This is a genomic window from Pseudomonas cremoris (assembly GCF_014230465.1).
In genome coordinates this window covers 544,111-567,520 of the sequence record NZ_JAAXCY010000003.1, presented here as the reverse complement: position 1 = coordinate 567,520, position 23,410 = coordinate 544,111, and the positions used below count along the sequence as shown (strand labels likewise).

Below are 23,410 nucleotides of genomic sequence, written 5' to 3'. Positions count from 1 at the left end.
AGCAAGCCCGCTCCCACATTTGGATCGCATTGCATACGAAAAGCCCGGCGTTCATGCAGATGAACGCCGGGCTTTTTATTAGCTATGGATCAATCAAGCATCCAGCTCAGCCCAACGCTCCACCAGCACTTCCAATTCCTGATTCAACGTCTCCAGAGAAGCAATGACCTTGGCGGTTTCTGCCGCAGGCCGCAGGTAAAACCCGCCGTCAGCCATTTCCGCTTCAACTGCGGCAATCTGTTGCTCCTTGGCGTCGATGTCACCCGGCAAGGCTTCCAGCTCACGCTGCAGCTTGTAGCTGAGCTTTTTCTTGCCTGCAGGTGCAGCTTCCGGGGCAGGCGCAGCAGCAACGGCCACCGGTGCCACCACCGCCGAGTTCAAGTCGGCCTTGCCAGACTTGCTCTCGGTCACGCCCAGCAAGCGCGGCGAGCCGCCCTGGCGCAGCCAGTCCTGATAACCACCGACGTACTCGCGTACCTTGCCTTCACCCTCGAAGACCAGGGTGCTGGTCACTACGTTGTCGAGGAATGCCCGGTCGTGGCTCACCATCAATACGGTGCCATTGAAGGTCAACAGGACCTCTTCCAGCAGCTCGAGGGTTTCTACGTCCAGGTCGTTGGTCGGCTCGTCGAGCACCAGCAAGTTGGCTGGCTTACTGAACAACTTGGCCAACAGCAGGCGCGCCCGCTCGCCACCGGACAAGGCTTTCACCGGGGTACGCGCACGTTGCGGGCTGAACAGGAAGTCGCCCAGGTAGCTAAGCACGTGGCGGCTCTGGCCGTCGATATCGATAAAGTCGCGGCCTTCAGCGACGTTGTCGATCACGGTTTTTTCCAGGTCCAACTGGTGCCGCAACTGGTCGAAGTAGGCCACGTCGATGCGTGTGCCCTCTTCCACTGTGCCGCTGGTCGGTTGCAAACCGTTGAGCATCAGCTTGAGCAAAGTGGTCTTTCCGGTACCGTTGGCGCCGAGCAGGCCGATACGGTCGCCGCGCTGCAAGACCATCGAGAAGTCCTTGATCAGGAACGGGCCTTCCGGGTGATGGAAGCTGACGTTCTCCAGCACCATCACTTGCTTGCCCGACTTGTCGGCGGTGTCCAACTGGATATTGGCCTTGCCGGTGCGCTCACGACGCTCGCTGCGCTCAACGCGCAGGGCCTTCAGGGCACGCACGCGGCCTTCGTTACGGGTACGCCGTGCCTTGATGCCCTGGCGAATCCAGACTTCTTCCTGGGCCAGCTTCTTGTCGAACAGTGCGTTGGCGGTTTCTTCGGCTGCCAGCGTGGCTTCCTTGTGCACCAGGAAGCTGGCGTAGTCGCCATTCCAGTCGATCAGGCCGCCACGGTCCAGTTCAAGGATGCGCGTGGCCAGGTTCTGCAGGAAAGAACGGTCGTGCGTGATGAACAGCACGGCGCCCTGGAAATCCTTGAGGGCTTCTTCAAGCCAGGCAATGGCGCCGATATCCAGGTGGTTGGTAGGCTCGTCGAGCAGCAGCAGGTCCGGCTCGGATACCAGCGCCTGGGCCAGCAGCACACGACGACGCCAGCCGCCGGACAACTCGGCGAGGGTCTTGTCGGCTGGCAGTTGCAGGCGGCTCAGGGTGCTGTCGACCAGTTGCTGCAAGCGCCAGCCGTCACGGGCTTCGAGGTCTTGCTGGACGTGCATCAGCTTGTCCAGGTCTTCCTCGGTAACGCAGTTCTGCGCCAGGTGATGGTACTCGGCGAGCAAGGCGCCCACGCCATCAAGGCCTTCGGCAACCACGTCGAATACTGTCCGTCCGTCGGCCACCGGCAATTCTTGCGGCAATTCGCCAATCTTGAGGCCTGGTGCGCGCCAAACAGAGCCGTCATCGGGCTTCTGGTCGCCTTTAACCAGCTTCATCATGCTGGACTTGCCGGTGCCGTTGCGGCCGATGATGCACACCCGCTCACCACGGGCGATCTGCCAGGACACCTTGTCCAACAACGGCATAGCGCCGAAAGCAAGGGACACATCGCTGAATTTGAGCAGGGTCATACGCTTCTCCAAAAACTGGGCGCGCATTCTACCTGAGTTGAGGGTGGGATGCGGCTGGCATTTTCGCTGCCGACACGTTCTGTAGGACATTTGCGCCGAACCTGAACGAACCGGCCGGCAAAGCTTTCGTAGGTGTTGGGCAAAAGGCTAAGCTAGGAGCAATCAGTGTCGGCAGTGCCGACGCTATTCGTGATTTCTCTGCACGGACGTCTCATGCGCAGCCGCCTTTTCAACTTTTTATCTTGTCTGCTTCTTTCCGCCACCGCCGTTCAATCCGCCCAGGCCGTGGACCTCACCACCCAACGCCAGTATTACGATGAAACCAAACGCGCCCTGGCCAAAGGCGATAGCGGACCGTACATGCAATACAGCCAGGCCCTGGCCGATTATCCGCTGACGCCGTACCTGGCCTACGACGAGCTGACCGCGCGCCTGAAAACCGCGAGCAACGAGGAGATCGAACAATTCCTCGCCAAAAACGGTGACCTGCCCCAAGCCAACTGGATGAAATTGCGCTGGTTGCGCTGGCTCGCCGACCGTGGCGATTGGCAGACCTTTGAAAAGTACTACGACCCCAAGCTCAATTTCGTAGAACTGGACTGCCTGCATGGCCAATACCAGCTCACCCATAATCTGAAAGCCGAAGGCTACAAGACCACCGAGAAGCTGTGGCTTACCGGTAAATCGCAGCCGTCCGCCTGCGATGCCACCTTTGGCCAGTGGGCCGCCGACGGCCAGCTCACCGAACAGAAGATCTGGGACCGCGCCAAGCTCGCCGCCGAAGCGCGCAACTACGCGCTGGCCAACAGCCTGGTGAAAACCCTGCCCACCCTCGGCGCTCAAGGCCGCCTGATGGTGGACGTGGCGCAAAAGCCCGACATGCTCGGCGACCCGTCGCGCTTCTTGCCGGCCAACGAAGCCATGTCTGACGCCGTGGGCCTGGGCCTACGCCGCCTGGCACGCCAAGACCCGGACAAGGCCATGGCCCTGCTCGACGGCTACGCCAGCAGCATGCACTTCTCCCGTGACGAAAAAGTGTCGATCGCCCGGGAAATCGGCCTGACCCTGGCCCGTCGCTATGACCCGCGGGCCTTGGACGTGATGACCAAGTACGACCCGGAGCTGCGTGACAACACCGTGTCCGAATGGCGCCTGCGCTTGCTCTTGCGCCTGGCGCGTTGGGAAGATGCCTACCAGCTCACCCGCAAGCTCCCACAGGACTTGGCGACCACCAACCGCTGGCGTTACTGGCAGGCCCGCAGCCTGGAACTGGCCGAACCGAAAAACCCACAGGCCTTGGTGCTTTACAAAAACGTGGCCAAGGAACGCGACTTCTACGGGTTCCTCGCCGCTGATCGCTCCAAGTCACCGTACCAACTGACCAACCGACCGCTGGTGATGAGCCAGGCACTGATGAACAAGGTGCGCAACACGCCGGGCGTGCGCCGTGCCCTGGAGTTCTACGCCCGTGGCCAGATCGTCGATGGCCGCCGCGAGTGGTACCACGTCAGCCGTCATTTCAACCGCGATGAAATGGTTGCCCAGGCCAAGCTGGCCTATGACATGAAGTGGTACTTCCCGGCTATTCGCACCATCAGCCAGGCGCAGTATTGGGATGACCTGGATATCCGCTTCCCAATGGCCCACCGCGACACACTGGTGCGTGAAGCCAAGGTACGTGGCCTGCACTCAAGCTGGGTGTTTGCCATTACTCGCCAGGAAAGCGCCTTCATGGATGACGCCCGCTCCGGCGTCGGCGCCAGCGGCTTGATGCAGTTGATGCCTGGCACCGCCAAGGAAACCGCGCGCAAGTTCAGCATCCCCCTGGCCTCCCCGGCCCAGGTGCTGGACCCGGACAAAAACATCCAGCTCGGCGCCGCGTACCTGAGCCAGGTACACAGCCAGTTCAACGGTAACCGCGTGCTTGCCTCCGCCGCCTATAACGCCGGCCCTGGTCGCGTGCGCCAATGGCTGCGCGGTGCCGATCACCTGAGTTTCGACGTGTGGGTGGAAAGCATCCCATTCGACGAAACCCGTCAGTACGTGCAGAACGTGCTGTCTTATTCGGTGATCTACGGGCAGAAGCTCAATTCGCCACAGCCGCTGGTGGATTGGCATGAGCGCTATTTTGATGATCAGTAAGGCGTGACGCAGCAATGAAAATGCCCGCATTGAAAAATGCGGGCATTTTTTATGGACGATGACTCAGTGCGAAACGCGTTCCTCCACCCCATCATTGAACTGCAACGCCGCCAACCGCGCATACAACGGATTGCTCGCAATCAGTTGCTGATGCGTGCCCACCGCCACCAGCTTGCCCTGGTCCATCACCGCAATGCGGTCTGCATTCTTCACCGTCGCCAAACGATGGGCGATCACCAGCGTGGTGCGGCCCTGCATCAATTGCGGCAGCGCTTGCTGGATCAGGTGTTCGCTCTGGGCATCCAGGGCGCTGGTGGCCTCGTCCAGCAACAATATCGGCGCATCCACTAGCAACGCGCGGGCGATAGCCAGGCGTTGGCGCTGGCCGCCGGAAAGGCCCATGCCACCGTCGCCGAGGTGGGTCTGGTAGCCGTTGGGCATCTGCAGGATGAAGTCGTGGGCGTGGGCGATGCGTGCAGCGGCCTCGACCTGCTCCGTGGTGGCTGTCGGGTTGCCGTAGCGGATATTTTCTTCGACGCTGCCGAAGAAGAGCGCGGGGCTCTGGGATACCAGGGCAAAGTGACGCCGCAGGTCCATGGGGTCGAGCTCGGTCAGCGGGTGGCCTTCGAGTAGGATGCGGCCTTGTTGTGGGTCATAAAAACGTAGCAACAGGTCGAAGATCGTCGACTTGCCGGCACCGGAAGGGCCGACCAGCGCCAGGGTTTCGCCGGGATTGATGGTCAGGTTCAAGCCATCGATGGCGTAGCTGTAGGGCCGTGACGGGTAGGAAAAACGCACATCTTGCAGTTCCATGCGACCGCTGGCCCGCTCGGGCAATTGAACGGTGCCGTCAGCGGGCGCCTTGATCTCGTTGCTCGACTGCAACAATTCACCGATGCGCTCGGCGGCGCCGGCGGCACGCTGCAACTCACCCAGCACTTCGCTCAAGGTGCCGACGGCGCTGCCGACGATCAGGCTGTAGAACACAAATGCCGCCAGCTCACCGCCGGAAATGCGCCCGCCGATCACGTCCATGCCGCCGACCCACAACATCACGCCCACGGCACCCAGCACCAGCATGATTACCAGGGTAATCAGCCAGGCACGCTGGACGATGCGTTTACGCGCAGTGGTGAACGCCTCTTCCACGGTCACGGCGAAGCGCTGCTCATCCTGCACCTGATGGTTGTAGGCCTGCACCGTCTTGATCTGGCCGAGAGTCTCGGACACGTAGCTGCCCACATCGGCAATCCGGTCCTGGCTCTGGCGCGACAAACTGCGTACACGCCGACCGAAGATCAGGATCGGCGCCAGCACCAACGGCAGCGCCACCACCACGATGCTGGTGAGCTTGGGGTTAGTGACAAATAGCAGCACGATACCGCCCAGCACCATCAAGGCATTGCGCAGGAACAATGACAGCGAGGAGCCAATTACCGATTGCAGCAAGGTGGTGTCGGTGGTCAGCCGCGACTGGATTTCCGAGCTGCGGTTGTTCTCGTAGAAACCAGGGTGCAGGTAGATCAGGTGGTTGAATACTTGTCGGCGGATATCGGCCACGACGCGCTCGCCGATCCACGACACCAGGTAGAACCGCGCAAACGTGCCCACGGCCAAGCCCAGCACCAACAACATGAACAAACCGATGGACTGGTTGAGCAGGTGCGGCGACTGGGTCATGAAGCCCTGGTCCACCAGCAAGCGAATACCCTGCCCCATGGACAAGGTGATGCCTGCGGTCACGATAAGCGCCAACAAGGCGCCGAGCGCCTGCCAGCGGTAGGGCGCAATAAAACGGCTGGCCAGGCGAATGGCACGGCGTTGACGGACTGAGAACATGGAGGGCATCACCGATGAGGAACCTGTACACCTACATGGGGGGAACTTCGCTAAATAACAACTTTCGTAATGGCAATGAGTCAGGTTAATTATGCCCGCCGATGCTGATGCCTAGAGGCTATCGGTCTAATGCCTGGCTGGAAATTTGTATCGGTTTCTGGTGGACTGAGTATTCGAACCGCTGATCGTGTATGGAGTTGTAACAGCTCAGTCACGCGGGGGTATTAGAGTAGGTACACAACCTGATGAGGAGACAGGCCATGACCTTGCACACTAGCAGCACTGACAAAGTAGAAGTCGTCCGCAAAGAACGTCAGGCACACCTGGGTTGCTCGATTATCGACGCTCAAGGCCGTGAAGTGCCTATCACTGAGGACATGATCCAGCAAGCGTGCCGCGAGCTGGAACAGCGACTGGTCAAGCCTGCACAGCAAGGCTGAAGCGCCCACGCTCTTTCAAACCCGGCCCTGGTGGCCGGGTTTTTTATGGGCGTTTAAAGGGCGTTGGCACCCAGCGCCGAGACGATCTGCGACAGCGCCGCTGATCCCCCGTTGATGCGCACCTTCAAGCCATCAATCTCGCGGCGCGCGGGGTAATGCTTGCGCAGCAGGTCAAAGGCTTTACGTTGCTCTTCCACTGTACCTACAAGGCTACGACGGAAATCCGCATCGTCCCGACGCGGGTCGTACACGCTGCGGCACAGGGTTGCCAACGCCCAAGCCGGATCAGTCTCAGCGTTCAAGTGCACCTCGGCCAGCCACGACGGCGGCAGCAGCTCACTCAACTGAATACTTGGCGCCTGGCCCAGGTGCGCACAGAACGCCTGATAGATCTGCGCCGTACCGCGCTGGCGGCCTTCCAGGCTGTAGCCGGCGATATGCGGCGTGGCCAGCACGCATAGGTCGGCGAGATCGACGTCCACTTGCGGCTCGCCTTCCCAGACATCCAACACGGCTTGCAGGTCCTCGCGCTCCAGTAGCACTTCGCGCAGGGCCGCGTTATCCACCACCGCGCCACGGCTGGCATTGATCAGCCAAGTACCAGGCTTGAGCTGGTTGAGGCGCTGGCGGTCGAACAAGTGCCAGGTAGAGCCGTTGCCGGACTTGGTCAGCGGCGTGTGCAGGCTGATCACATCACACTGCTCGATGATCTGTTCCAGGCTGACGTAATCACCGTCCTCGGCGATCTGCCGCGGCGGGTCGCAGACCAGCACGTTCCAGCCCAGGCCCTTGAGTACCTTGACCAGTCGCCCGCCCACTTCACCAGCACCCACTACGCCGTAGGTACGTTGATTGAGGTCGGCCCCTTCGATTTCGGCCAGGGTCTGCAGGCTGCCCAACACGTAGTCCACGACGCCACGGGCATTGCAGCCTGGTGCGCTGGACCACTGGATACCGGCCTGCTTGAAATAATCGAGGTCCAGGTGATCGGTGCCAATGGTGCAGGTGCCGACAAAACGCACCGGGGTGCCCTCCAACAAGGCACGGTTGACGTTGGTCACCGAGCGCACCAGCAAGACATCGGCCTGCTCGACGGTGGCACGGTCGATGGAACGGCCGGGCACGCGGCGAATCTCGCCAAACCCTTCGAAGAAGGCGTCGAGCAGCGGAATATTTTCGTCGGCAACAATCAGCATGGCAGGCTCCTTTGGCGGACCCGCAGTGTACAGGGCGCTTACAAATCGCTAACACAGGTTTTTTCCTGACCAGTGTGTCAAGGCGTAGAATCCGCCGTCCTTGCGCTTCCCCCTTATTCCTGGACACCCGTACGTGAACACTGCCGCCGCCCTCCTCACCCGCCCTGCCCGCATCAGCCGGGAAGTGCGCGACCTGCTGACACTCGCCCTGCCGATCATGATCGGCCAACTGGCCACCACTGCCATGAGCTTTGTCGACGCGGTGATGGCCGGGCGAGTCAGCCCGCAGGATCTGGCGGCGGTGGGCCTGGGCAATTCGATCTGGATTCCGGTGTATCTGCTGATGACCGGCACGTTGTTGGCAACGACGCCAAAAGTCGCCCAGCGTTTCGGCGCCGGCCAGTTCAGTGAGATCGGGCCGTTGGTGCGTCAGTCACTGTGGCTGGCCTTGGTGGTGGGGATCACAGCCGCCTTGTCGCTGTTGTGCGCCGAGCCTATTTTGCACGCGATGAAGGTTGAGGCCGACTTGATCAAGCCCTCCATGGGCTACCTGCACGGGATCGCCGCCGGCATGCCGGCCATCGCCTTCTATTACGTGTTGCGCTGCTTCAGTGATGGCCTGGGCCGCACCCGGCCGAGCATGGTCATGGGCCTGTGTGGCCTGGCGCTGAATATTCCGCTGAACTACATCTTCATCTATGGCCACCTGGGCGTGCCGGCCATGGGCGGCGTCGGCTGTGGCTGGGCCACGGCCATTGCGATGTGGGTGATGATGCTCGGCCTGGCCGGCTGGACGCGTTTTGGCCCGGCTTACCAGAGCAGCGAACTGTTCAAGCGTTTCGACTGGCCGCAATGGGCGGTGATCAAGCGCGTGTTGAGCATCGGCCTGCCCATTGGCATCGCGATCTTTGCCGAGTCGAGCATCTTCGCGGTGATCGCCCTGCTGATCGGCAGCCTGGGGGCCACGGTGGTGTCGGGGCATCAGATCGCCCTGAACGTCAGCTCCCTGGTGTTCATGATTCCCTACTCCCTAAGCATGGCCGTCACTGTACGCGTGGGCCAGGCCCTGGGCCGTGGCGAGCCGCGTGAAGCGCGCTTCGCGGCAGGGATCGGCATGGGCACGGCGTTGGCGTACGCCTGCCTGTCGTGCAGCCTGATGCTGGTGTTTCGCGAGCAGATTGCGGCGATCTACACCCCGGACCCGGTGGTGATTCACCTGGCCTCGACGTTGATCGTGTTTTCCGCGCTGTTCCAGTTTTCCGATTCGATCCAGGTCACGGCTGCCGGTGCATTGCGGGGCTATCAGGACACTCGGGTAACCATGGTGCTGACGCTGTTTGCCTACTGGGGCGTGGGGCTACCGGTAGGTTACGCGCTGGGGCTGACCGACTGGTTCGGCGAACCCAGCGGCCCAAGCGGTTTGTGGCAAGGGCTGATCGTGGGCCTGAGTTGCGCAGCGGGGATGCTGCTGGTGCGCCTGGCGCGCAGTGCACGCCGTTACATCCGTGCAGCCAAGGCGCTGGGTTAGGCAGACTTTTTGCGAATCCAGTACAGGTAAGTGCCGGCCTGTTCCTGCTGATCCACCAGTTCGTGGTCCAGGAAGACGCAAAACTTGGGAATATCGCGACGGGTGGACGGGTCGGTCGCGATCACCTTGAGCAAGCCGCCTGGCGGCAGGTCACGAATGTGCTGGTGCAGCATCATCACCGGCTCGGGGCAGTTGAGGCCGGTGGCGTCGAGCACAGCGTCTACAGGCAAATCGAGGGACTGGTTCATGCATCACTCCTGAAACGGGCACCGCTCGAACTGTGGGAGCGGGCTTGTGTGGGAGCGGGCTTGCTCGCGAATGCGGTGTGCCAGTCACTGAGACTTGACTGAACCGCCGCTTTCGCGAGCAAGCCCGCTCCCACAGGGGGTTTTGTGGTCACTTTAACTATTCAGCGGTTCTTGGGTTTCTTGGCCGTTTCCAGCCGTCGCAAATGGCAGGTCACTTCCTCACGGTCGTGGTACAGCTGCTTGCAGCCAATTTCCACCCGAATGCCCCGCGCCTTGAAGCCCTCCTCGATGCGCTCCAGCAAACGCTTCACCTCGGCATATCGCTGTTTCATCGGCAACTTCAAGTTCACCACCGCCTCGCGGCAATGCCCTTCACCGATCCAGGTTTCCAGTAGTGCGGCATTGCGCGCAGGTTTCTCGACGATGTCACACACCATCCAGTCCACCGGCTGCTTGGGCACGAAGGTAAAACCGTCGGCCATCAAGTGTTGCACCAGGCCGGTGTCCATCAAGCTTTCGGCCATGGGTCCGTTGTCGATGGCGGTCACCAACATGCCACGGTTGACCAGTTGCCAGGTCCAGCCGCCGGGGGCTGCGCCGAGATCTACGCCGGTCATGTCGCCATGTAGGCGTTCGTCCCATTGGTCGCGAGGGATGAAGTGATGCCAGGCCTCTTCCAGCTTGAGGGTCGAGCGGCTCGGTGCCTCACGCGGGAATTTCAAGCGCGGAATTCCCATCGGCCACATCGCCGAGTTGTTCGACTCGGCCAAGCCCATGAACACTTCGCGACCACTCTTGAAGGTCAGCAGCAGGCGCGGCTTGCTCGGATCGTCCACCAGCTTGCCGGCGTTCAACAACGCCTTGCGCAGGTGCACTTCGAATTTCTTGCAGAAGTTTGAAAGCTCTTTGCCATCATTGGTGTCGACCATCTCCAGCCACAGGCTACCGCACACCGGGAAGCCTTGCAGGTGGGCAAGGATGACGCTGATACGGTCGGTTTCCGGCAGGTCGATAAAAACCCCGCGCGCCCACTGCCTTGGGAAGATGAGCTCGGCAAAGCGCTGGCCGTGCATCAGGCGCTGGGCGCCGTCTTCTTCGGTGCAGACAAATTCGGCGCAGGCGCTGCCGGTCTTGGCCTTGGCGTAGCCAGAAACGTTCAGGCGCGCGGCGTGTTCCGCGATCTCGGAACAGACTTCGCCTTCAAACCCCGGGCGGCAGTGCATAAAAAGGGTGTTCATCAACTCTCCTGGTGACTCGACAGATGTTGCGCTATCGCAATGTCTGTCATGAAAACGCGCGCATGATAGCTGAGTTCGGAACCTTGGACTTAACCATAGAGTCCAGTTATTAGCCTGCTAATGAAAACAGGGCTAACGTGATAGCTCTGTTCGTCCCGTCAGGTCCGTAGCCGTGCGGACCATAAGGAGTCGCGTCATGTCATCGCTTGATAGCCTGAGAACCCTTAAGACCCTTGAAATAGACAGTAAAACCTACCACTACTTCAGCCTGCCCGAAGCTGCCAAGAGCCTGGGCGACCTGGACAAGCTGCCAATGTCCCTCAAGGTGCTGCTGGAAAACCTGCTGCGCTGGGAAGACAACAAGACCGTCACCGGCGCCGACCTCAAGGCCATTGCCGCCTGGCTCAAAGAGCGCCAGTCCGACCGCGAGATCCAATACCGCCCCGCCCGCGTGCTGATGCAGGACTTTACCGGCGTGCCCGCCGTGGTCGACCTGGCCGCCATGCGCGCCGCCGTGGCCAAGGCCGGTGGCGACCCGCAGCGCATCAACCCGCTGTCGCCGGTGGACCTGGTGATCGACCACTCAGTGATGGTCGACAAGTTCGGCAACGCTGACGCGTTCGAGCAGAACGTCGACATTGAAATGCAGCGCAACGGCGAGCGCTACGCCTTCCTGCGCTGGGGCCAAAGCGCCTTCGACAACTTTAGCGTAGTGCCACCGGGCACCGGCATCTGCCACCAGGTCAACCTCGAATACCTGGGTCGCACCGTGTGGACCAAGGACGAAGACGGTCGCACCTACGCGTTCCCCGACACCTTGGTGGGCACCGACTCCCACACCACCATGATCAACGGCCTCGGCGTCCTCGGCTGGGGCGTGGGCGGGATCGAAGCGGAAGCGGCGATGCTCGGCCAGCCAGTGTCGATGCTGATCCCGGAAGTGATCGGCTTCAAGCTCACCGGCAAATTGAAGGAAGGCATCACCGCCACCGACCTGGTGCTGACCGTGACCCAGATGCTGCGCAAAAAAGGCGTGGTGGGTAAGTTCGTCGAATTCTACGGCGACGGCTTGGCCGACCTGCCCCTGGCGGACCGCGCCACCATCGCCAACATGGCCCCGGAATATGGCGCCACCTGCGGCTTTTTCCCGGTGGATGAAGTGACGCTGGACTACCTGCGCCTGTCCGGTCGTCCGGCAGAAACCGTGAAGTTGGTGGAGGCTTACACCAAAGCCCAGGGCTTGTGGCGCAACGCGGGCCAGGAACCGGTGTTCACCGACAGCCTGGCACTCGACATGGGCAGCGTCGAAGCCAGCCTCGCCGGGCCGAAGCGCCCGCAGGACCGCGTGGCATTGCCGAATGTCGGCCAGGCGTTCAGCGATTTCCTCGACCTGCAGTTCAAACCCACCAACAAGGAAGAAGGCCGCCTGGAAAGCGAAGGCGGTGGCGGTGTTGCTGTGGGCAATGCTGATTTGGTGGGCGAAACCGACTATGAATACGACGGCCACACCTATCGCCTGAAAAACGGCGCCGTGGTGATCGCCGCGATCACCTCCTGCACCAACACTTCCAACCCCAGCGTGATGATGGCCGCCGGTCTCGTGGCGAAAAAAGCCGTGGAAAAAGGCCTGACGCGCAAACCCTGGGTAAAAACCTCGCTGGCCCCTGGCTCCAAAGTGGTCACCGACTACTACAAGGCGGCGGGGCTCACCCAGTACCTCGACAAGCTCGGCTTCGACCTGGTGGGTTATGGCTGCACCACCTGCATCGGCAACTCCGGTCCGTTACCCGAGCCGATTGAAAAGGCCATCCAGAAAGCCGACCTCGCCGTGGCTTCGGTGCTGTCCGGCAACCGCAACTTCGAAGGTCGCGTGCACCCGCTGGTAAAAACCAACTGGCTGGCCTCGCCGCCGCTGGTGGTGGCCTATGCGCTGGCCGGCACCGTGCGCATTGATATCAGCAGCGAGCCGCTGGGTAGCGATCAGGACGGCAAGCCGGTGTACCTCAAGGACATCTGGCCCAGCAGCCAGGAGATTGCCGACGCCGTGGCACAGGTCAGCACCGGCATGTTCCACAAGGAATACGCCGAGGTGTTTGCCGGTGATGAGCAATGGCAGGCCATCGAAGTGCCGCAAGCCGCGACCTACGTGTGGCAGAAGGACTCCACCTACATCCAGCACCCACCGTTCTTTGACGATATCGCCGGGCCTTTGCCGGTGATCAAAGACGTCCGGGGCGCCAACGTACTGGCCCTGCTGGGCGATTCGGTGACCACCGACCACATCTCCCCGGCCGGGAATATCAAGGCCGACAGCCCCGCCGGACGTTACCTGCGCGAACAAGGCGTGGAGCCACGCGACTTCAACTCCTACGGCTCACGCCGGGGTAACCATGAAGTGATGATGCGCGGCACGTTTGCCAATATCCGTATCCGCAATGAAATGCTCGGCGGCGAGGAAGGCGGGAACACGCTGTATATCCCAACCGGCGAGAAAATGGCGATCTACGATGCGTCGATGAAATACCAGGCCTCGGGCACGCCGCTGGTGGTGATCGCGGGCCAGGAATACGGTACGGGTTCAAGCCGCGACTGGGCGGCCAAAGGCACCAACTTGCTGGGAGTGAAAGCGGTGATCGCCGAGAGTTTCGAACGCATCCACCGCTCCAACCTGGTGGGCATGGGTGTGTTGCCGTTGCAGTTCAAGCTGGACCAGAACCGCAAGACACTCAAGCTCACAGGCAAGGAGAAGATCGATATCCTGGGGCTGACCGGCGTCGAGATCGTGCCTCGGATGAACCTGACACTGGTGATTACGCGGGAGGATGGCAGTACGGAGAAGGTCGAGGTGTTGTGCCGGATCGATACGCTGAATGAAGTGGAGTACTTCAAGGCGGGCGGTATCTTGCACTACGTGCTGCGCCAGTTGATCGCCTCCTAAGCAACACTGCAAAACCAAATGTGGGAGCGGGCTTGCTCGCGAATGCGGTGGATCAGTCAAGTATGTATCAACTGACACTCCGCTTTCGCGAGCAAGCCCGCTCCCACATTTTTTGATTGTGTTTCAAATTAGCCGAACAACCACTTCCACAGCAGCACCAGCACAACCACTGCCAACACTGGCCGCGCAATGCGGTAAGCCTTGGGATGCTTACGCTTCCACTGCTTCACCACCCCACTGAACTTGTCGCTGAAGGTTTTGCTCCAGGCATACGCCTGGTTGATCCCGCCTACACGCTCGTCATCCAGGTTCTGTGGTGCAGTCGCACGACCAAGCTGCTTGCTGACCCAACGGTTGACGCGGGTCATCAGGCCATTGCTCAACGGCCGTTCGATGTCGCAGAACAGGATCACGCGGGTCTGTTCGGTCTCGTTTTTCACCCAATGCACGTAGGTTTCGTCGAACATCACGTCTTCACCGTCGCGCCAGGCGTAGACCTGACCGTCAACGAAGATGCGGCAGTCGTCGGAATTTGGCGTGGACAACCCCAGGTGATAACGCAGGGAACCGGCGAAAGGGTCGCGGTGCGGGTTCAGGTGGCTGCCACCTGGCAACAGCGCGAACATCGCGCCTTTCACGTTGGGAATGCTGCTGACCAGGGCCACGGTTTTCGGGCACAGCGCCTCGGCCGATGGCAACGGTTTGTCGTACCACTTGAGGTAGAAACGCTTCCAGCCCTTCTTGAAGAACGAACCGAAGCCGGCGTCGTTGTTCTTTTCGGCAGCGCGAATGTAACCCTCGTCGAACAGGTGCATCGCCTCTTCGCGGATCACTTCCCAGTTGTCCTTGAGCACGTCCAATTCCGGGAATTTGCTGCGATCCAGATACGGCTTGGACGGCACCGCCGAAAACAGGTACATCAAGGCGTTATACGGGGCGAACAGCGCCGAATGGTTGACAAACTGGCGCAACAGCGGCAAACGGGCCTTGCCGCGCAGGTGCACATACAGCGTGCTGCCTATAAATAACGCCAGCACCGACAGTTTGGCGGCCAAAGAAAAGGTCATGCAGCAACTCCTGAAAATAAGCGCCTAGCCAACAGCAGACATAGCAGCCGGCCATGATAAACAGTTGGGCCAGTATGCAGAAGGCCCGGGTTATCGGCGCTGACTCAAATCAAGCCTGGTTTTCTTGCTCGGTAAACAAATCGCTGAACAGCATGCTCGACAGGTAACGCTCACCTGAGTCCGGCAGGATCACCACGATGGTCTTGCCCTGCATCTCCGGTTTCTCGGCCAGACGCACCGCCACGGCCATCGCCGCGCCGCAGGAGATACCGCACAGAATCCCCTCTTCCTGCATCAGGCGCAGGGCCATGGCCTTGGACTCTTCATCGCTCGCCAGCTCCACCCGGTCAACCATCGACAGGTCGAGGTTCTTTGGCACAAAACCGGCGCCGATGCCTTGGATCTTGTGGGGGCTGGGCTTGATCTCATCACCGGCCAGCGCCTGGGTAATCACCGGCGACACAATCGGCTCGACGGCCACCGACAGAATCGGTTTGCCTGCAATGTTCTTGATATAGCGCGATACACCGGTAATGGTGCCACCGGTGCCTACGCCCGCCACCAGCACGTCAATTGCGCCATCGGTGTCGTTCCAGATTTCCGGGCCGGTGGTTTTTTCGTGGATCGCCGGGTTGGCCGGGTTTTCGAACTGGCCCGGCATAAAGTACTGGGCCGGGTCGCTGGCAACGATTTCACCTGCCTTCTCGATGGCGCCCTTCATACCCTTGGCTGGCTCGGTCAGTACCAGTTCCGCGCCCAAGGCCTTGAGAACCTTACGACGCTCGATGCTCATGGACGCCGGCATGGTCAGCAGCAACTTGTAGCCACGGGCAGCGGCAACAAACGCCAGGCCGATCCCGGTGTTACCCGACGTCGGTTCTACAATGGTCATGCCCGGCTTGAGTTTGCCGGTGCTTTCCGCGTCCCAGATCATGTTGGCGCCAATGCGGCACTTCACCGAGTAGCCTGGGTTACGCCCTTCGATCTTGGCCAGGATGGTCACGCCACGCGGTGCGATACGGTTGATCTGAACCAGGGGCGTATTACCGATGGAGTGCGCGTTGTCTGCAAAGATACGGCTCATGACGGGTCCTATTTGGCGATTTCAGGAAGGCCACAAGGGTATGCCTCGTGTTGCAACGCGTCCAGTCAGAGGAACGTTGCGCCGCCCACAAGAGTCCATCTCCTACATGCACGGGAGAACAACCCAATGAAACGTCGCTACAGCTGGCTGCTATGGATCGTCGCCGGGCTGGTGGTGGTGCTGGTCGTCCTGGACCTCGCCCTGCCCTATCTGGTGCGTAACTACCTGAATGACAAGCTTGCCGACATGGGCGACTACCGCGGCCAGGTCTCCGATGTGGACGTGGCCCTGTGGCGCGGCGCGTACAGGATCAACGGCCTGGAGATCACCAAGGTCGACGGCAAGGTGCCGGTACCGTTCGTCAAGGCGCCGCTGATCGACCTGGCGGTGAGTTGGCCCTCGCTGATCAACGACCACGCGGTGGTGGCCAGGGTGCGTTTTATCAACCCCGAGGTGAACTTCGTCGACGGCGGCGCCAACAAGCAGGCCTCCCAGACCGGTAAAGGCACCGACTGGCGCGCCCAATTGGGCAAACTGCTGCCGATCACCCTCGATGAAGTGCGCATCGAAGACGGCAAGATCGCCTTTCGCAACTTCAGTTCCAAGCCACCGGTGAACATCAACGCCACCCAGGTCAATGCCAGCTTCTACAACCTGACCAACGTGGTCGACGTCAAAGGCAAGCGCGACGCCCGCTTCGAAGGCAAGGCGCTGCTGCAAGGCCAGGCGCCATTGGAAGCCACCGCCACCTTTGACCCGCTGAGCAATTTCGAGAACTTCGAGTTCCGCTTCCGCGCCAAGGACCTGCAACTCAAACGCATGAACGACTTCGCCTCGGCCTACGGCAAGTTCGACTTCAAGGCCGGCACCGGCGACGTGGTCATCGAAGCCCAAGCCGAAAAAGGCCAACTCACCGGTTATATCAAGCCCCTGCTGCGGGACGTGGAAGTGTTCGACTGGAAGCAGGACGTTGAAAACAAAGACAAGAACATCTTCCGCTCGATTTGGGAGGCGGTGGTCGGTGCCAGTGAAACCGTGCTGAAAAATCAGCAAAAGAACCAATTCGCCACCCGTGTAGAGCTCAGCGGCAGCGTGCATCAGCAAAATGCCAGCGCGTTCTCCGCGTTTTTGGCGATTTTGCGCAACGGCTTCATCCAGGCCTTCACCGCACGCTACGAACAGCCCAAACCGAGCACCGACTAAATGTGGGAGCGGGCTTGCTCGCGAAGACGGAGTGTCGGTCAGCGCAAATGTAGACTGAACCACTGCATTCGCGAGCAAGCCCGCTCCCACATAAGCCCGCGTACACATTCAAGGTGTGCCGTGACCGCCCATTCAGAGACTGAATAACCCGTCTGCGTTCACAGTCGCCGGGGCTGCGCGGTATAGTCCGGGCATTGATGAATGCGAGGAAACACCGATGAAGTTCGAAGGCACCCAGGCCTATGTGGCTACCGATGACCTGAAACTGGCCGTCAACGCCGCCATCACCCTGGAGCGGCCGCTGCTGGTCAAGGGCGAGCCCGGCACCGGCAAGACCATGCTGGCCGAGCAATTGGCCGAATCCTTCGGTGCCAAGCTGATCACCTGGCACATCAAGTCCACCACCAAGGCCCATCAGGGTTTGTACGAGTACGACGCGGTGAGCCGCCTACGCGACTCGCAGTTGGGTGTGGACAAGGTGCACGACGTGCGCAATTACCTGAAAAAGGGCAAGCTCTGGGAGGCCTTCGAGTCCGATGAGCGGGTGATCCTGCTGATCGATGAAATCGACAAGGCCGACATCGAGTTCCCCAACGACCTGCTGCAAGAACTCGACAAGATGGAGTTCTACGTCTACGAAATCGACGAGACCATCAAGGCCAAGAAACGCCCGATCATCATCATTACCTCCAACAATGAAAAAGAGCTGCCAGACGCGTTCCTGCGCCGCTGCTTCTTCCACTACATCGCCTTCCCCGACCGCACCACCCTGCAAAAGATCGTGGATGTGCACTACCCCGACATTAAGAAAGACCTGGTCAGCGAAGCGCTGGACGTGTTTTTCGACGTGCGCAAAGTGCCGGGCCTGAAGAAAAAGCCCTCCACCTCCGAACTGGTGGACTGGCTCAAGCTGCTGATGGCCGACAACATCGGCGAAGCCGTGCTGCGCGAACGCGACCCGACCAAGGCGATCCCGCCGTTGGCCGGTGCCTTGGTGAAGAACGAGCAAGACGTGCAGTTGCTGGAGCGTCTGGCGTTCATGAGCCGTCGCGGTAACCGCTAATGTTGCTCAACCTGTTCAATGAGATGCGCGCCGCCAAGGTGCCGGTGTCGGTGCGCGAGCTGCTGGACCTGATCAACGCGTTGAAAATGCGCGTGACCTTCGCCGACATGGACGAGTTCTACTACTTGGCCCGGGCGATCCTGGTGAAGGACGAGCGCCATTTCGACAAATTCGACCGGGCTTTCGGCGCGTATTTCAACGGTCTGGAAAAGCTCGACGATCACCTGCAGGCGTTGATCCCCGAAGAGTGGCTGCGCAAGGAGTTCGAGCGCTCGCTGAGCGATGAAGAACGTGCGCAGATCCAGTCCCTCGGCGGCCTCGACAAGCTGATCGAGGAATTCAAGAAGCGCCTGGAAGAACAAAAGGAACGCCACGCCGGCGGCAACAAATGGATCGGTACCGGCGGCACCAGCCCGTTCGGCTCCGGCGGTTATAACCCGGAAGGCATTCGCGTCGGCGACGCCGGCAAGCGGCAGGGCAAGGCGGTTAAGGTCTGGGACCAGCGCGAGTACAAGAACCTCGACGACCAAGTGGAACTGGGCACGCGCAACATCAAGGTCGCCCTGCGCCGCCTGCGCAAGTTTGCGCGCCAAGGGGCGGCGGAAGAGCTGGACATTGATGGCACCATCGACCACACCGCCCGCGACGCCGGCTTGCTGAATATCCAGATGCGTCCGGAGCGACGTAACACCATCAAGCTGCTGCTGTTGTTCGATATCGGCGGGTCGATGGATGCCCACGTGAAGATCTGCGAGGAACTGTTCTCGGCCTGCAAGACCGAGTTCAAGCACCTGGAGTACTTCTACTTCCACAACTTCGTGTACGAATCGGTGTGGAAGAACAACCAGCGCCGCACGTCGGAACGCACCTCTACTCAAGACCTGCTGCACAAGTACGGCGCGGATTACAAAGTGATCTTTATCGGCGATGCGTCGATGGCGCCGTATGAGATTACCCAGGCCGGCGGCAGTGTCGAGCACTGGAACGAAGAGCCGGGGTACGTGTGGATGCAGCGCTTCATGGCCAAATACAAGAAGCTGATCTGGATTAACCCGTACCCGAAGGACACGTGGGGCTACACGGCGTCGACGGGGATTGTGCGGGAGTTGGTGGAAGACCAGATGTATCCGCTGACGCTTCGCGGGCTGGAAGAAGGAATGCGCTTTCTTTCCAAATAAATGGAGATCCAAATGTGGGAGCGGGCTTGCTCGCAAATGTGGTTCAGTAAACACAACCGTGACTGACAAACCGAATTCGCGAGCAAGCCCGCTCCCACATTTTTGAATTGCAGTGTTATTTAAAGCGCTGCAAAAAGTTAAGGTGCTGCTGGTGCGCCGTCTCCTGCACCACCGGTGCAAGCCTCACTTTCTCCCCTGGCAAGCACTGCGCCAGCCGCGCCAGCGACAACGGCGTCAACGCGCCCAAACGCGGGTACCCGCCAATCGTCTGCCGATCATTAAGCAACACAATCGGCTGCCCATCCGGCGGTACCTGGATCGCGCCCAGCGGGATGCCTTCGGAAATCAACGACGGCCCTTGGTACTGCAACGGCGTGCCCAACAGGCGCATGCCCATGCGGTCGGCGCGACTGTCCAACGACCATTCGGTGTTGAACGCATCGAACAGGCTCTGCCCGCTGAATTGGCCGATCTGGGCGCCGACAATCACATCCAACGGTGCCTTGGCCGGCAGCGTTGGATCGACCAACACCTTCATCGCCCCACCCGTACCGGAATAGACCAAGCGCTCGCCTTCGGCCAACGCGTTGCCAAACCCATCCACGCCGCCCAGTTCCTCACGCACAACGGTGGCGCAACTGCCCAGCACATCCGGCGCATCAAACCCGCCCGGTGCAGCCAGGTAAACCCGCGCACCGTTGAACGGCTGGGTAAAACGCAAGCGCTGGCCCTTTTGCAGAATGAAGCTGCGACCGGGACTGATGGCGCGCTCGTCGATATAGGCGCCCAGGTCCGCACCGGCCAGGGCCAGCAGGCAATAGCCCTCGGCCTGCACGGTAAAACCGCCCAAGGTAATTTCCACTACTGGCGCATCGAGCGCATTGCCCAGCAGCCAGTTGGCCCACGACATCGATACCCAATCCAACGCGCCGCCCTGGGTCACGCCCAGGTGGCGTACGCCAAAGCGGCCGGCGTCCTGCAACAGGCACAGCGGCGTGCTGGCCTCGATCAACAAGCGGCTCATGCCTGCGCCTCCAACGGCGTATCATCGCCACCCAGGTTGATGAATTCGGCGTGATCGACGGGCTTGAAGCGCACCGTATCGCCGGGCTGCATCAGGCTGTAGCCGTCGCGTTTGCGGTCGAACAATTTGGCTGGGGTACGACCGATCAGGTTCCAGCCGCCCGGCGATACCACCGGGTAAGCGGCAGTCTGCCGTTCGGCGATGCCAACACTACCGGCTGCCACACGTTTACGCGGTGTGCTGAGGCGAGGCGTGGCGAGGATTTCATCCACCAGCCCCATAAAGGCAAAACCGGGGGCGAAGCCGAGGGCGAATACCTGGTATTCGTGGGCGCTGTGATGGCGGATCACGTCGTGCACCGACAGGCCACTGCGCTGGCTGAGCAAGGTCAGTTCGGGCCCGACGCTCAGGTCGTACCACACCGGCAGCACATGGCACTGGCCACTGCCCTGGGCCTGGGGTTGCAGGTCGGTCAGGGCGTGCTCGATCAATGCTCGCGCCTGGGCGGGGCTCAATACAGTGAGGTCGTAATGCACCATCAAGGTGGTATAGGACGGCACCAGGTCCACCAGCGCAGCACCAAACCCTTCGCGCAAGCGCTGAGTAGCAGCGAGCATCCACGGCATATTGGCTTCGGCGATCACATCAAACAAACGCACCATCAGGCAGTCGATGGCGACGACTTCAATCCGTGGCTTCATGCGGGCTTCAACGCCTCGCGAATACGCTGTACGGCGGCGACCGAACTGGCGTTGTCGCCATGCACGCATAAGGTGTTGGCTTGAAGGACCAGCGGGCTGCCATCACTGGCAATCAGCGGTTCGCCACGGGAAATGGTCAGGGCTTGCTGCACGATGGTGTCGGAATCATGGTGCACGGCGCCGGGCAACTGCCGGGAGACCAAGTGGCCCTTGTTGTCGTAGGCACGGTCAGCGAAGGCCTCGAACCACAGGACCACGCCGAACTCATCCCCCAACGCCTGGGCTGCGCTGTTGTCGCGGGTGGCCAGCAGCATCAGCGGCAGGTCGCCGTACGCCGCCACGGCCTGGATCACCGCACGCAATTGCACCGGGTTGGCCATCATGTCGTTGTACATCGCGCCGTGGGGTTTGACGTAGCTGACGCGGCCGCCTTGCGCGCGGCAAATACCGTCGAGGGCGCCGATCTGGTAGTGCAACAGGTCCTGGATTTCCTGGGAGGTGTAGGCCATGGAGCGGCGACCGAAACCTTGCAGGTCCTGGTACGCCGGGTGCGCGCCCACTTGCACGCCGTGCTTGAGCGCCAGGCTGACGGTCTTGCGCATGATGCTCGGGTCGCCGGCATGGAAGCCGCAGGCCACGTTGGCGCAATCAATGAACGGCATGACCTCGGCGTCCAGGCCCATGGTCCAGTTGCCAAAGCTTTCGCCGATGTCACAGTTCAGTAGAAGGCGGCTCACGGTAGGGTGCTCCTGTAGGCTTTATTTTTTTGTAGTGTGGGATTTTTTACGCAGAACTCGCAACTTGTCCTGAGCCCCCAACGACGCTTATCGTGGAATAACTCGATTTTTGGCGCCGACACCCTGCGGCGTCCAACTAATAAAAACCGATCCATGCATAAGAAAAAGTTGATCCCATGAATTTGAAGTTCCTCGAAACCTTCGTCTGGGTGGCCAAGCTCAAGAGCTTTCGCCTGACCGCCGAGAAGTTGTTCACCACTCAAGCGTCGATTTCCAGCCGCATTGCGGTGCTGGAAAGCGAACTGGGGGTGAAGCTGTTTCTACGCGATTCACGCGGCGTGAGCCTCACCCCGGAAGGTTTGAAGGTGCTCGATTACGCCGAGCAGATGATGGTGACCATGCAGGGTTTGAAGCAGTCCCTGGAAACCACCAGCAGCAAGGTCGGGCGCATCCGCATCGGTGCGATGGACACGGTGATTCACACCTGGCTGAGCCCATTGGTGGCGGAATTGATGGACCATTTCCCGTTGGTTGAAATTGAATTGGTCGCCGATACTGCACTGAACCTCAGTGATCAGCTGCAAAAAGGCTTTCTCGACCTGATCCTGCAAACTGACCTGCTGCGCCTCGAAACCGTACGCAGCCTGGAGCTGGCCAGCCACCCCATGGCGTGGATCGTCGCCAGCCAATCGATCTACCACCGCGATTACGCGTCCCTCGCCGAACTGGCCCAGGAACGCATCATCACCTACTCGAAAAACTCCCATCCACACCAGGATGTATTGAGCCTGATGCAAGCCAACGGCGTGGCGGCACCGCGCATGAACTGCGTGAATTCGGTGTCGGCTATCACCCGGTTGTTGCGCGATGGCTTCGGCATTGGCGCGTTGCCGCCAGTGCTGGTCATGGAAGAACTGGCGCGGGGGGACTTGGTGATGTTGCCGATGGAGCAGCGGCTGCCGAATTTGCAGGTGGTGGTGTCGTGGCGGGTGGGGGTGGAGTTGGTGGAGGAGATTGTGGGGTTGTGTCAGAAGGTGGTGGCGCGGTATGCCGAAGAAGTCGGTGAAGAGCGGATGATCCTCAGCACACACACCTCACTGAAGAAACCGGATTAAAAATGTGGGAGCGGGCTTGCTCGCGAATGCGGTGGGTCAGCGAATACAGCTTTGACTAATACACCGTCTTCGCGAGCAAGCCCGCTCCCACATTTGGATTTGTGTGTGGCTTACAAACCCTTCAGGTCCCGCTCTTCGATCGGCCGGCTCTGGCGCAAGCGCTTACCGCCCAACACCACCCAGTCGATCAGCCGGAACAGGCATTCGATGCCGAACGACAGCAGCATCGCCCCGCCCAAGCCCCAGCCCATGGCCTCCGGCGTGAGCAGGATCTGGTAGCTGTAGCCATTCCAGGTTTCCAAGCGAATGTCCGGGTCGGCCGCCACCGCCACTTGCAACGCGCGGATGTACCACGGGCCTTGCATCGCCTGGAACTGCTTGTCCAACGCCACTTGGCGGTCAAGCATGGCGCCCAGGCTGTTGGCGTCGCTCTGGAACACCGGGTCATCACTGGCACGGTAATGCGCGACTAGTGCTTTCAAGTCACCGTTGAAGAACTGCTGGGCGGTGGATTCAAACCCGCGCAGGCCCGTCTGAGCCTCGATCAGATGGGCTTCGACACGCTTGGCGTAGTCGTTGATAAACCCCGGTACTTGCACGCCAACCAACAAACCAATGGCAAACAACACCAACCGCAGATAGCTGAGCAACAT

The 23,410-nt window shown here is 60.6% G+C and carries 19 protein-coding genes; 8 read left to right on the top strand and 11 right to left on the bottom strand.

Going from position 1 to position 23,410, the window contains the following annotated elements:
* Positions 1-93: 93 nt before the first annotated feature.
* On the bottom strand, positions 94-2,016 hold the full coding sequence (locus HF257_RS09375; RefSeq protein WP_185709381.1) for an ATP-binding cassette domain-containing protein: 1,923 nt from the start codon (positions 2,014-2,016) through the stop codon (positions 94-96).
* A gap of 213 nt (positions 2,017-2,229) precedes the next feature.
* Between HF257_RS09375 and HF257_RS09370 the strand changes: the two genes are divergently transcribed.
* The gene (locus HF257_RS09370) at positions 2,230-4,158 is read left to right on the top strand and encodes a transglycosylase SLT domain-containing protein (protein WP_185709382.1); all 1,929 of its coding nucleotides are present in this window, start codon (positions 2,230-2,232) and stop codon (positions 4,156-4,158) included.
* 63 nt (positions 4,159-4,221) lie between these two features.
* Here the strand turns inward: HF257_RS09370 and HF257_RS09365 are convergent, their stop codons facing one another.
* Positions 4,222-6,006, bottom strand: a complete 1,785-nt coding sequence (locus HF257_RS09365; RefSeq protein ID WP_185709383.1) for an ABC transporter transmembrane domain-containing protein — start codon at positions 6,004-6,006, stop codon at positions 4,222-4,224.
* A gap of 251 nt (positions 6,007-6,257) precedes the next feature.
* Here HF257_RS09365 and HF257_RS09360 point away from each other — a divergent pair, with 251 nt between their 5' ends.
* The gene (locus HF257_RS09360; RefSeq protein WP_185709384.1) at positions 6,258-6,437 is read left to right on the top strand and encodes a PA1571 family protein; all 180 of its coding nucleotides are present in this window, start codon (positions 6,258-6,260) and stop codon (positions 6,435-6,437) included.
* Between the two features lie 53 nt (positions 6,438-6,490).
* Here the strand turns inward: HF257_RS09360 and pdxB are convergent, their stop codons facing one another.
* On the bottom strand, positions 6,491-7,633 hold the full coding sequence (gene pdxB, locus HF257_RS09355; RefSeq protein WP_185709385.1) for a 4-phosphoerythronate dehydrogenase PdxB: 1,143 nt from the start codon (positions 7,631-7,633) through the stop codon (positions 6,491-6,493).
* Between the two features lie 133 nt (positions 7,634-7,766).
* Between pdxB and HF257_RS09350 the strand changes: the two genes are divergently transcribed.
* Entirely contained in the window at positions 7,767-9,161 is a 1,395-nt protein-coding gene (locus tag HF257_RS09350) for an MATE family efflux transporter (RefSeq protein WP_185709386.1), read from the top strand.
* Here the strand turns inward: HF257_RS09350 and tusA are convergent.
* Positions 9,158-9,409, bottom strand: coding sequence for a sulfurtransferase TusA (tusA, locus tag HF257_RS09345; protein ID WP_185709387.1), 252 nt, complete (start codon positions 9,407-9,409; stop codon positions 9,158-9,160). The genes HF257_RS09350 and tusA overlap by 4 nt on opposite strands.
* Positions 9,410-9,570: 161 nt before the next feature.
* Positions 9,571-10,647: a 23S rRNA (cytidine(2498)-2'-O)-methyltransferase RlmM gene (gene rlmM / locus HF257_RS09340; protein WP_185709388.1), complete on the bottom strand. Its 1,077-nt coding sequence runs from the start codon at positions 10,645-10,647 to the stop codon at positions 9,571-9,573.
* A 196-nt stretch (positions 10,648-10,843) separates the two neighbouring features.
* On the opposite strand from rlmM, the gene acnA reads away from it, so the two are divergent.
* Positions 10,844-13,585 (top strand): aconitate hydratase AcnA, encoded by a 2,742-nt coding sequence (acnA, locus tag HF257_RS09335; RefSeq protein ID WP_185709389.1) that lies wholly within the window; start codon positions 10,844-10,846, stop codon positions 13,583-13,585.
* Between the two features lie 128 nt (positions 13,586-13,713).
* Here acnA and HF257_RS09330 read toward each other — a convergent pair whose 3' ends face one another.
* Together HF257_RS09330 and cysK are read right to left on the bottom strand one after the other, a co-directional pair.
* A complete protein-coding gene (locus HF257_RS09330) occupies positions 13,714-14,652 on the bottom strand; it encodes an aspartyl/asparaginyl beta-hydroxylase domain-containing protein (protein ID WP_185709390.1) in 939 nt (312 codons plus the stop codon).
* A gap of 109 nt (positions 14,653-14,761) precedes the next feature.
* A complete protein-coding gene (gene cysK, locus HF257_RS09325; protein ID WP_185709391.1) occupies positions 14,762-15,736 on the bottom strand; it encodes a cysteine synthase A in 975 nt (324 codons plus the stop codon).
* Positions 15,737-15,862: 126 nt separating this feature from the next.
* Between cysK and HF257_RS09320 the strand changes: the two genes are divergently transcribed.
* The 3 genes from HF257_RS09320 (at position 15,863) to HF257_RS09310 (ending at position 19,180) form a co-directional block, all read left to right on the top strand.
* Positions 15,863-16,939 carry a DUF748 domain-containing protein gene (locus HF257_RS09320; protein ID WP_185709392.1) on the top strand — a complete coding sequence of 359 codons (1,077 nt, stop codon included), beginning with the start codon at positions 15,863-15,865 and terminating at the stop codon, positions 16,937-16,939.
* A gap of 217 nt (positions 16,940-17,156) precedes the next feature.
* On the top strand, positions 17,157-18,002 hold the full coding sequence (locus HF257_RS09315) for an AAA family ATPase (RefSeq protein WP_034112447.1): 846 nt from the start codon (positions 17,157-17,159) through the stop codon (positions 18,000-18,002).
* Positions 18,002-19,180 carry a vWA domain-containing protein gene (locus HF257_RS09310; protein WP_185709393.1) on the top strand — a complete coding sequence of 393 codons (1,179 nt, stop codon included), beginning with the start codon at positions 18,002-18,004 and terminating at the stop codon, positions 19,178-19,180. Before HF257_RS09315 ends, HF257_RS09310 begins: the two co-directional genes overlap by 1 nt.
* 115 nt (positions 19,181-19,295) lie before the next feature.
* On the opposite strand, the gene HF257_RS09305 is transcribed toward HF257_RS09310, so the two are convergent.
* From HF257_RS09305 to HF257_RS09295, 3 genes are read right to left on the bottom strand one after another with little or no spacing between them, the layout of a single operon-like run.
* Entirely contained in the window at positions 19,296-20,204 is a 909-nt protein-coding gene (locus tag HF257_RS09305; RefSeq protein ID WP_185709394.1) for a 5-oxoprolinase subunit C family protein, read from the bottom strand.
* Entirely contained in the window at positions 20,201-20,905 is a 705-nt protein-coding gene (gene pxpB, locus HF257_RS09300; RefSeq protein ID WP_185709395.1) for a 5-oxoprolinase subunit PxpB, read from the bottom strand. Before pxpB ends, HF257_RS09305 begins: the two co-directional genes overlap by 4 nt.
* Positions 20,902-21,642: a 5-oxoprolinase subunit PxpA gene (locus tag HF257_RS09295; RefSeq protein ID WP_185709396.1), complete on the bottom strand. Its 741-nt coding sequence runs from the start codon at positions 21,640-21,642 to the stop codon at positions 20,902-20,904. Before HF257_RS09295 ends, pxpB begins: the two co-directional genes overlap by 4 nt.
* 176 nt (positions 21,643-21,818) lie before the next feature.
* On the opposite strand from HF257_RS09295, the gene HF257_RS09290 reads away from it, so the two are divergent.
* Positions 21,819-22,757, top strand: a complete 939-nt coding sequence (locus HF257_RS09290; protein ID WP_185709397.1) for a LysR family transcriptional regulator — start codon at positions 21,819-21,821, stop codon at positions 22,755-22,757.
* Positions 22,758-22,867: 110 nt separating this feature from the next.
* On the opposite strand, the gene HF257_RS09285 is transcribed toward HF257_RS09290, so the two are convergent.
* The gene (locus HF257_RS09285; RefSeq protein ID WP_185709398.1) at positions 22,868-23,410 is read right to left on the bottom strand and encodes a DUF2937 family protein; all 543 of its coding nucleotides are present in this window, start codon (positions 23,408-23,410) and stop codon (positions 22,868-22,870) included.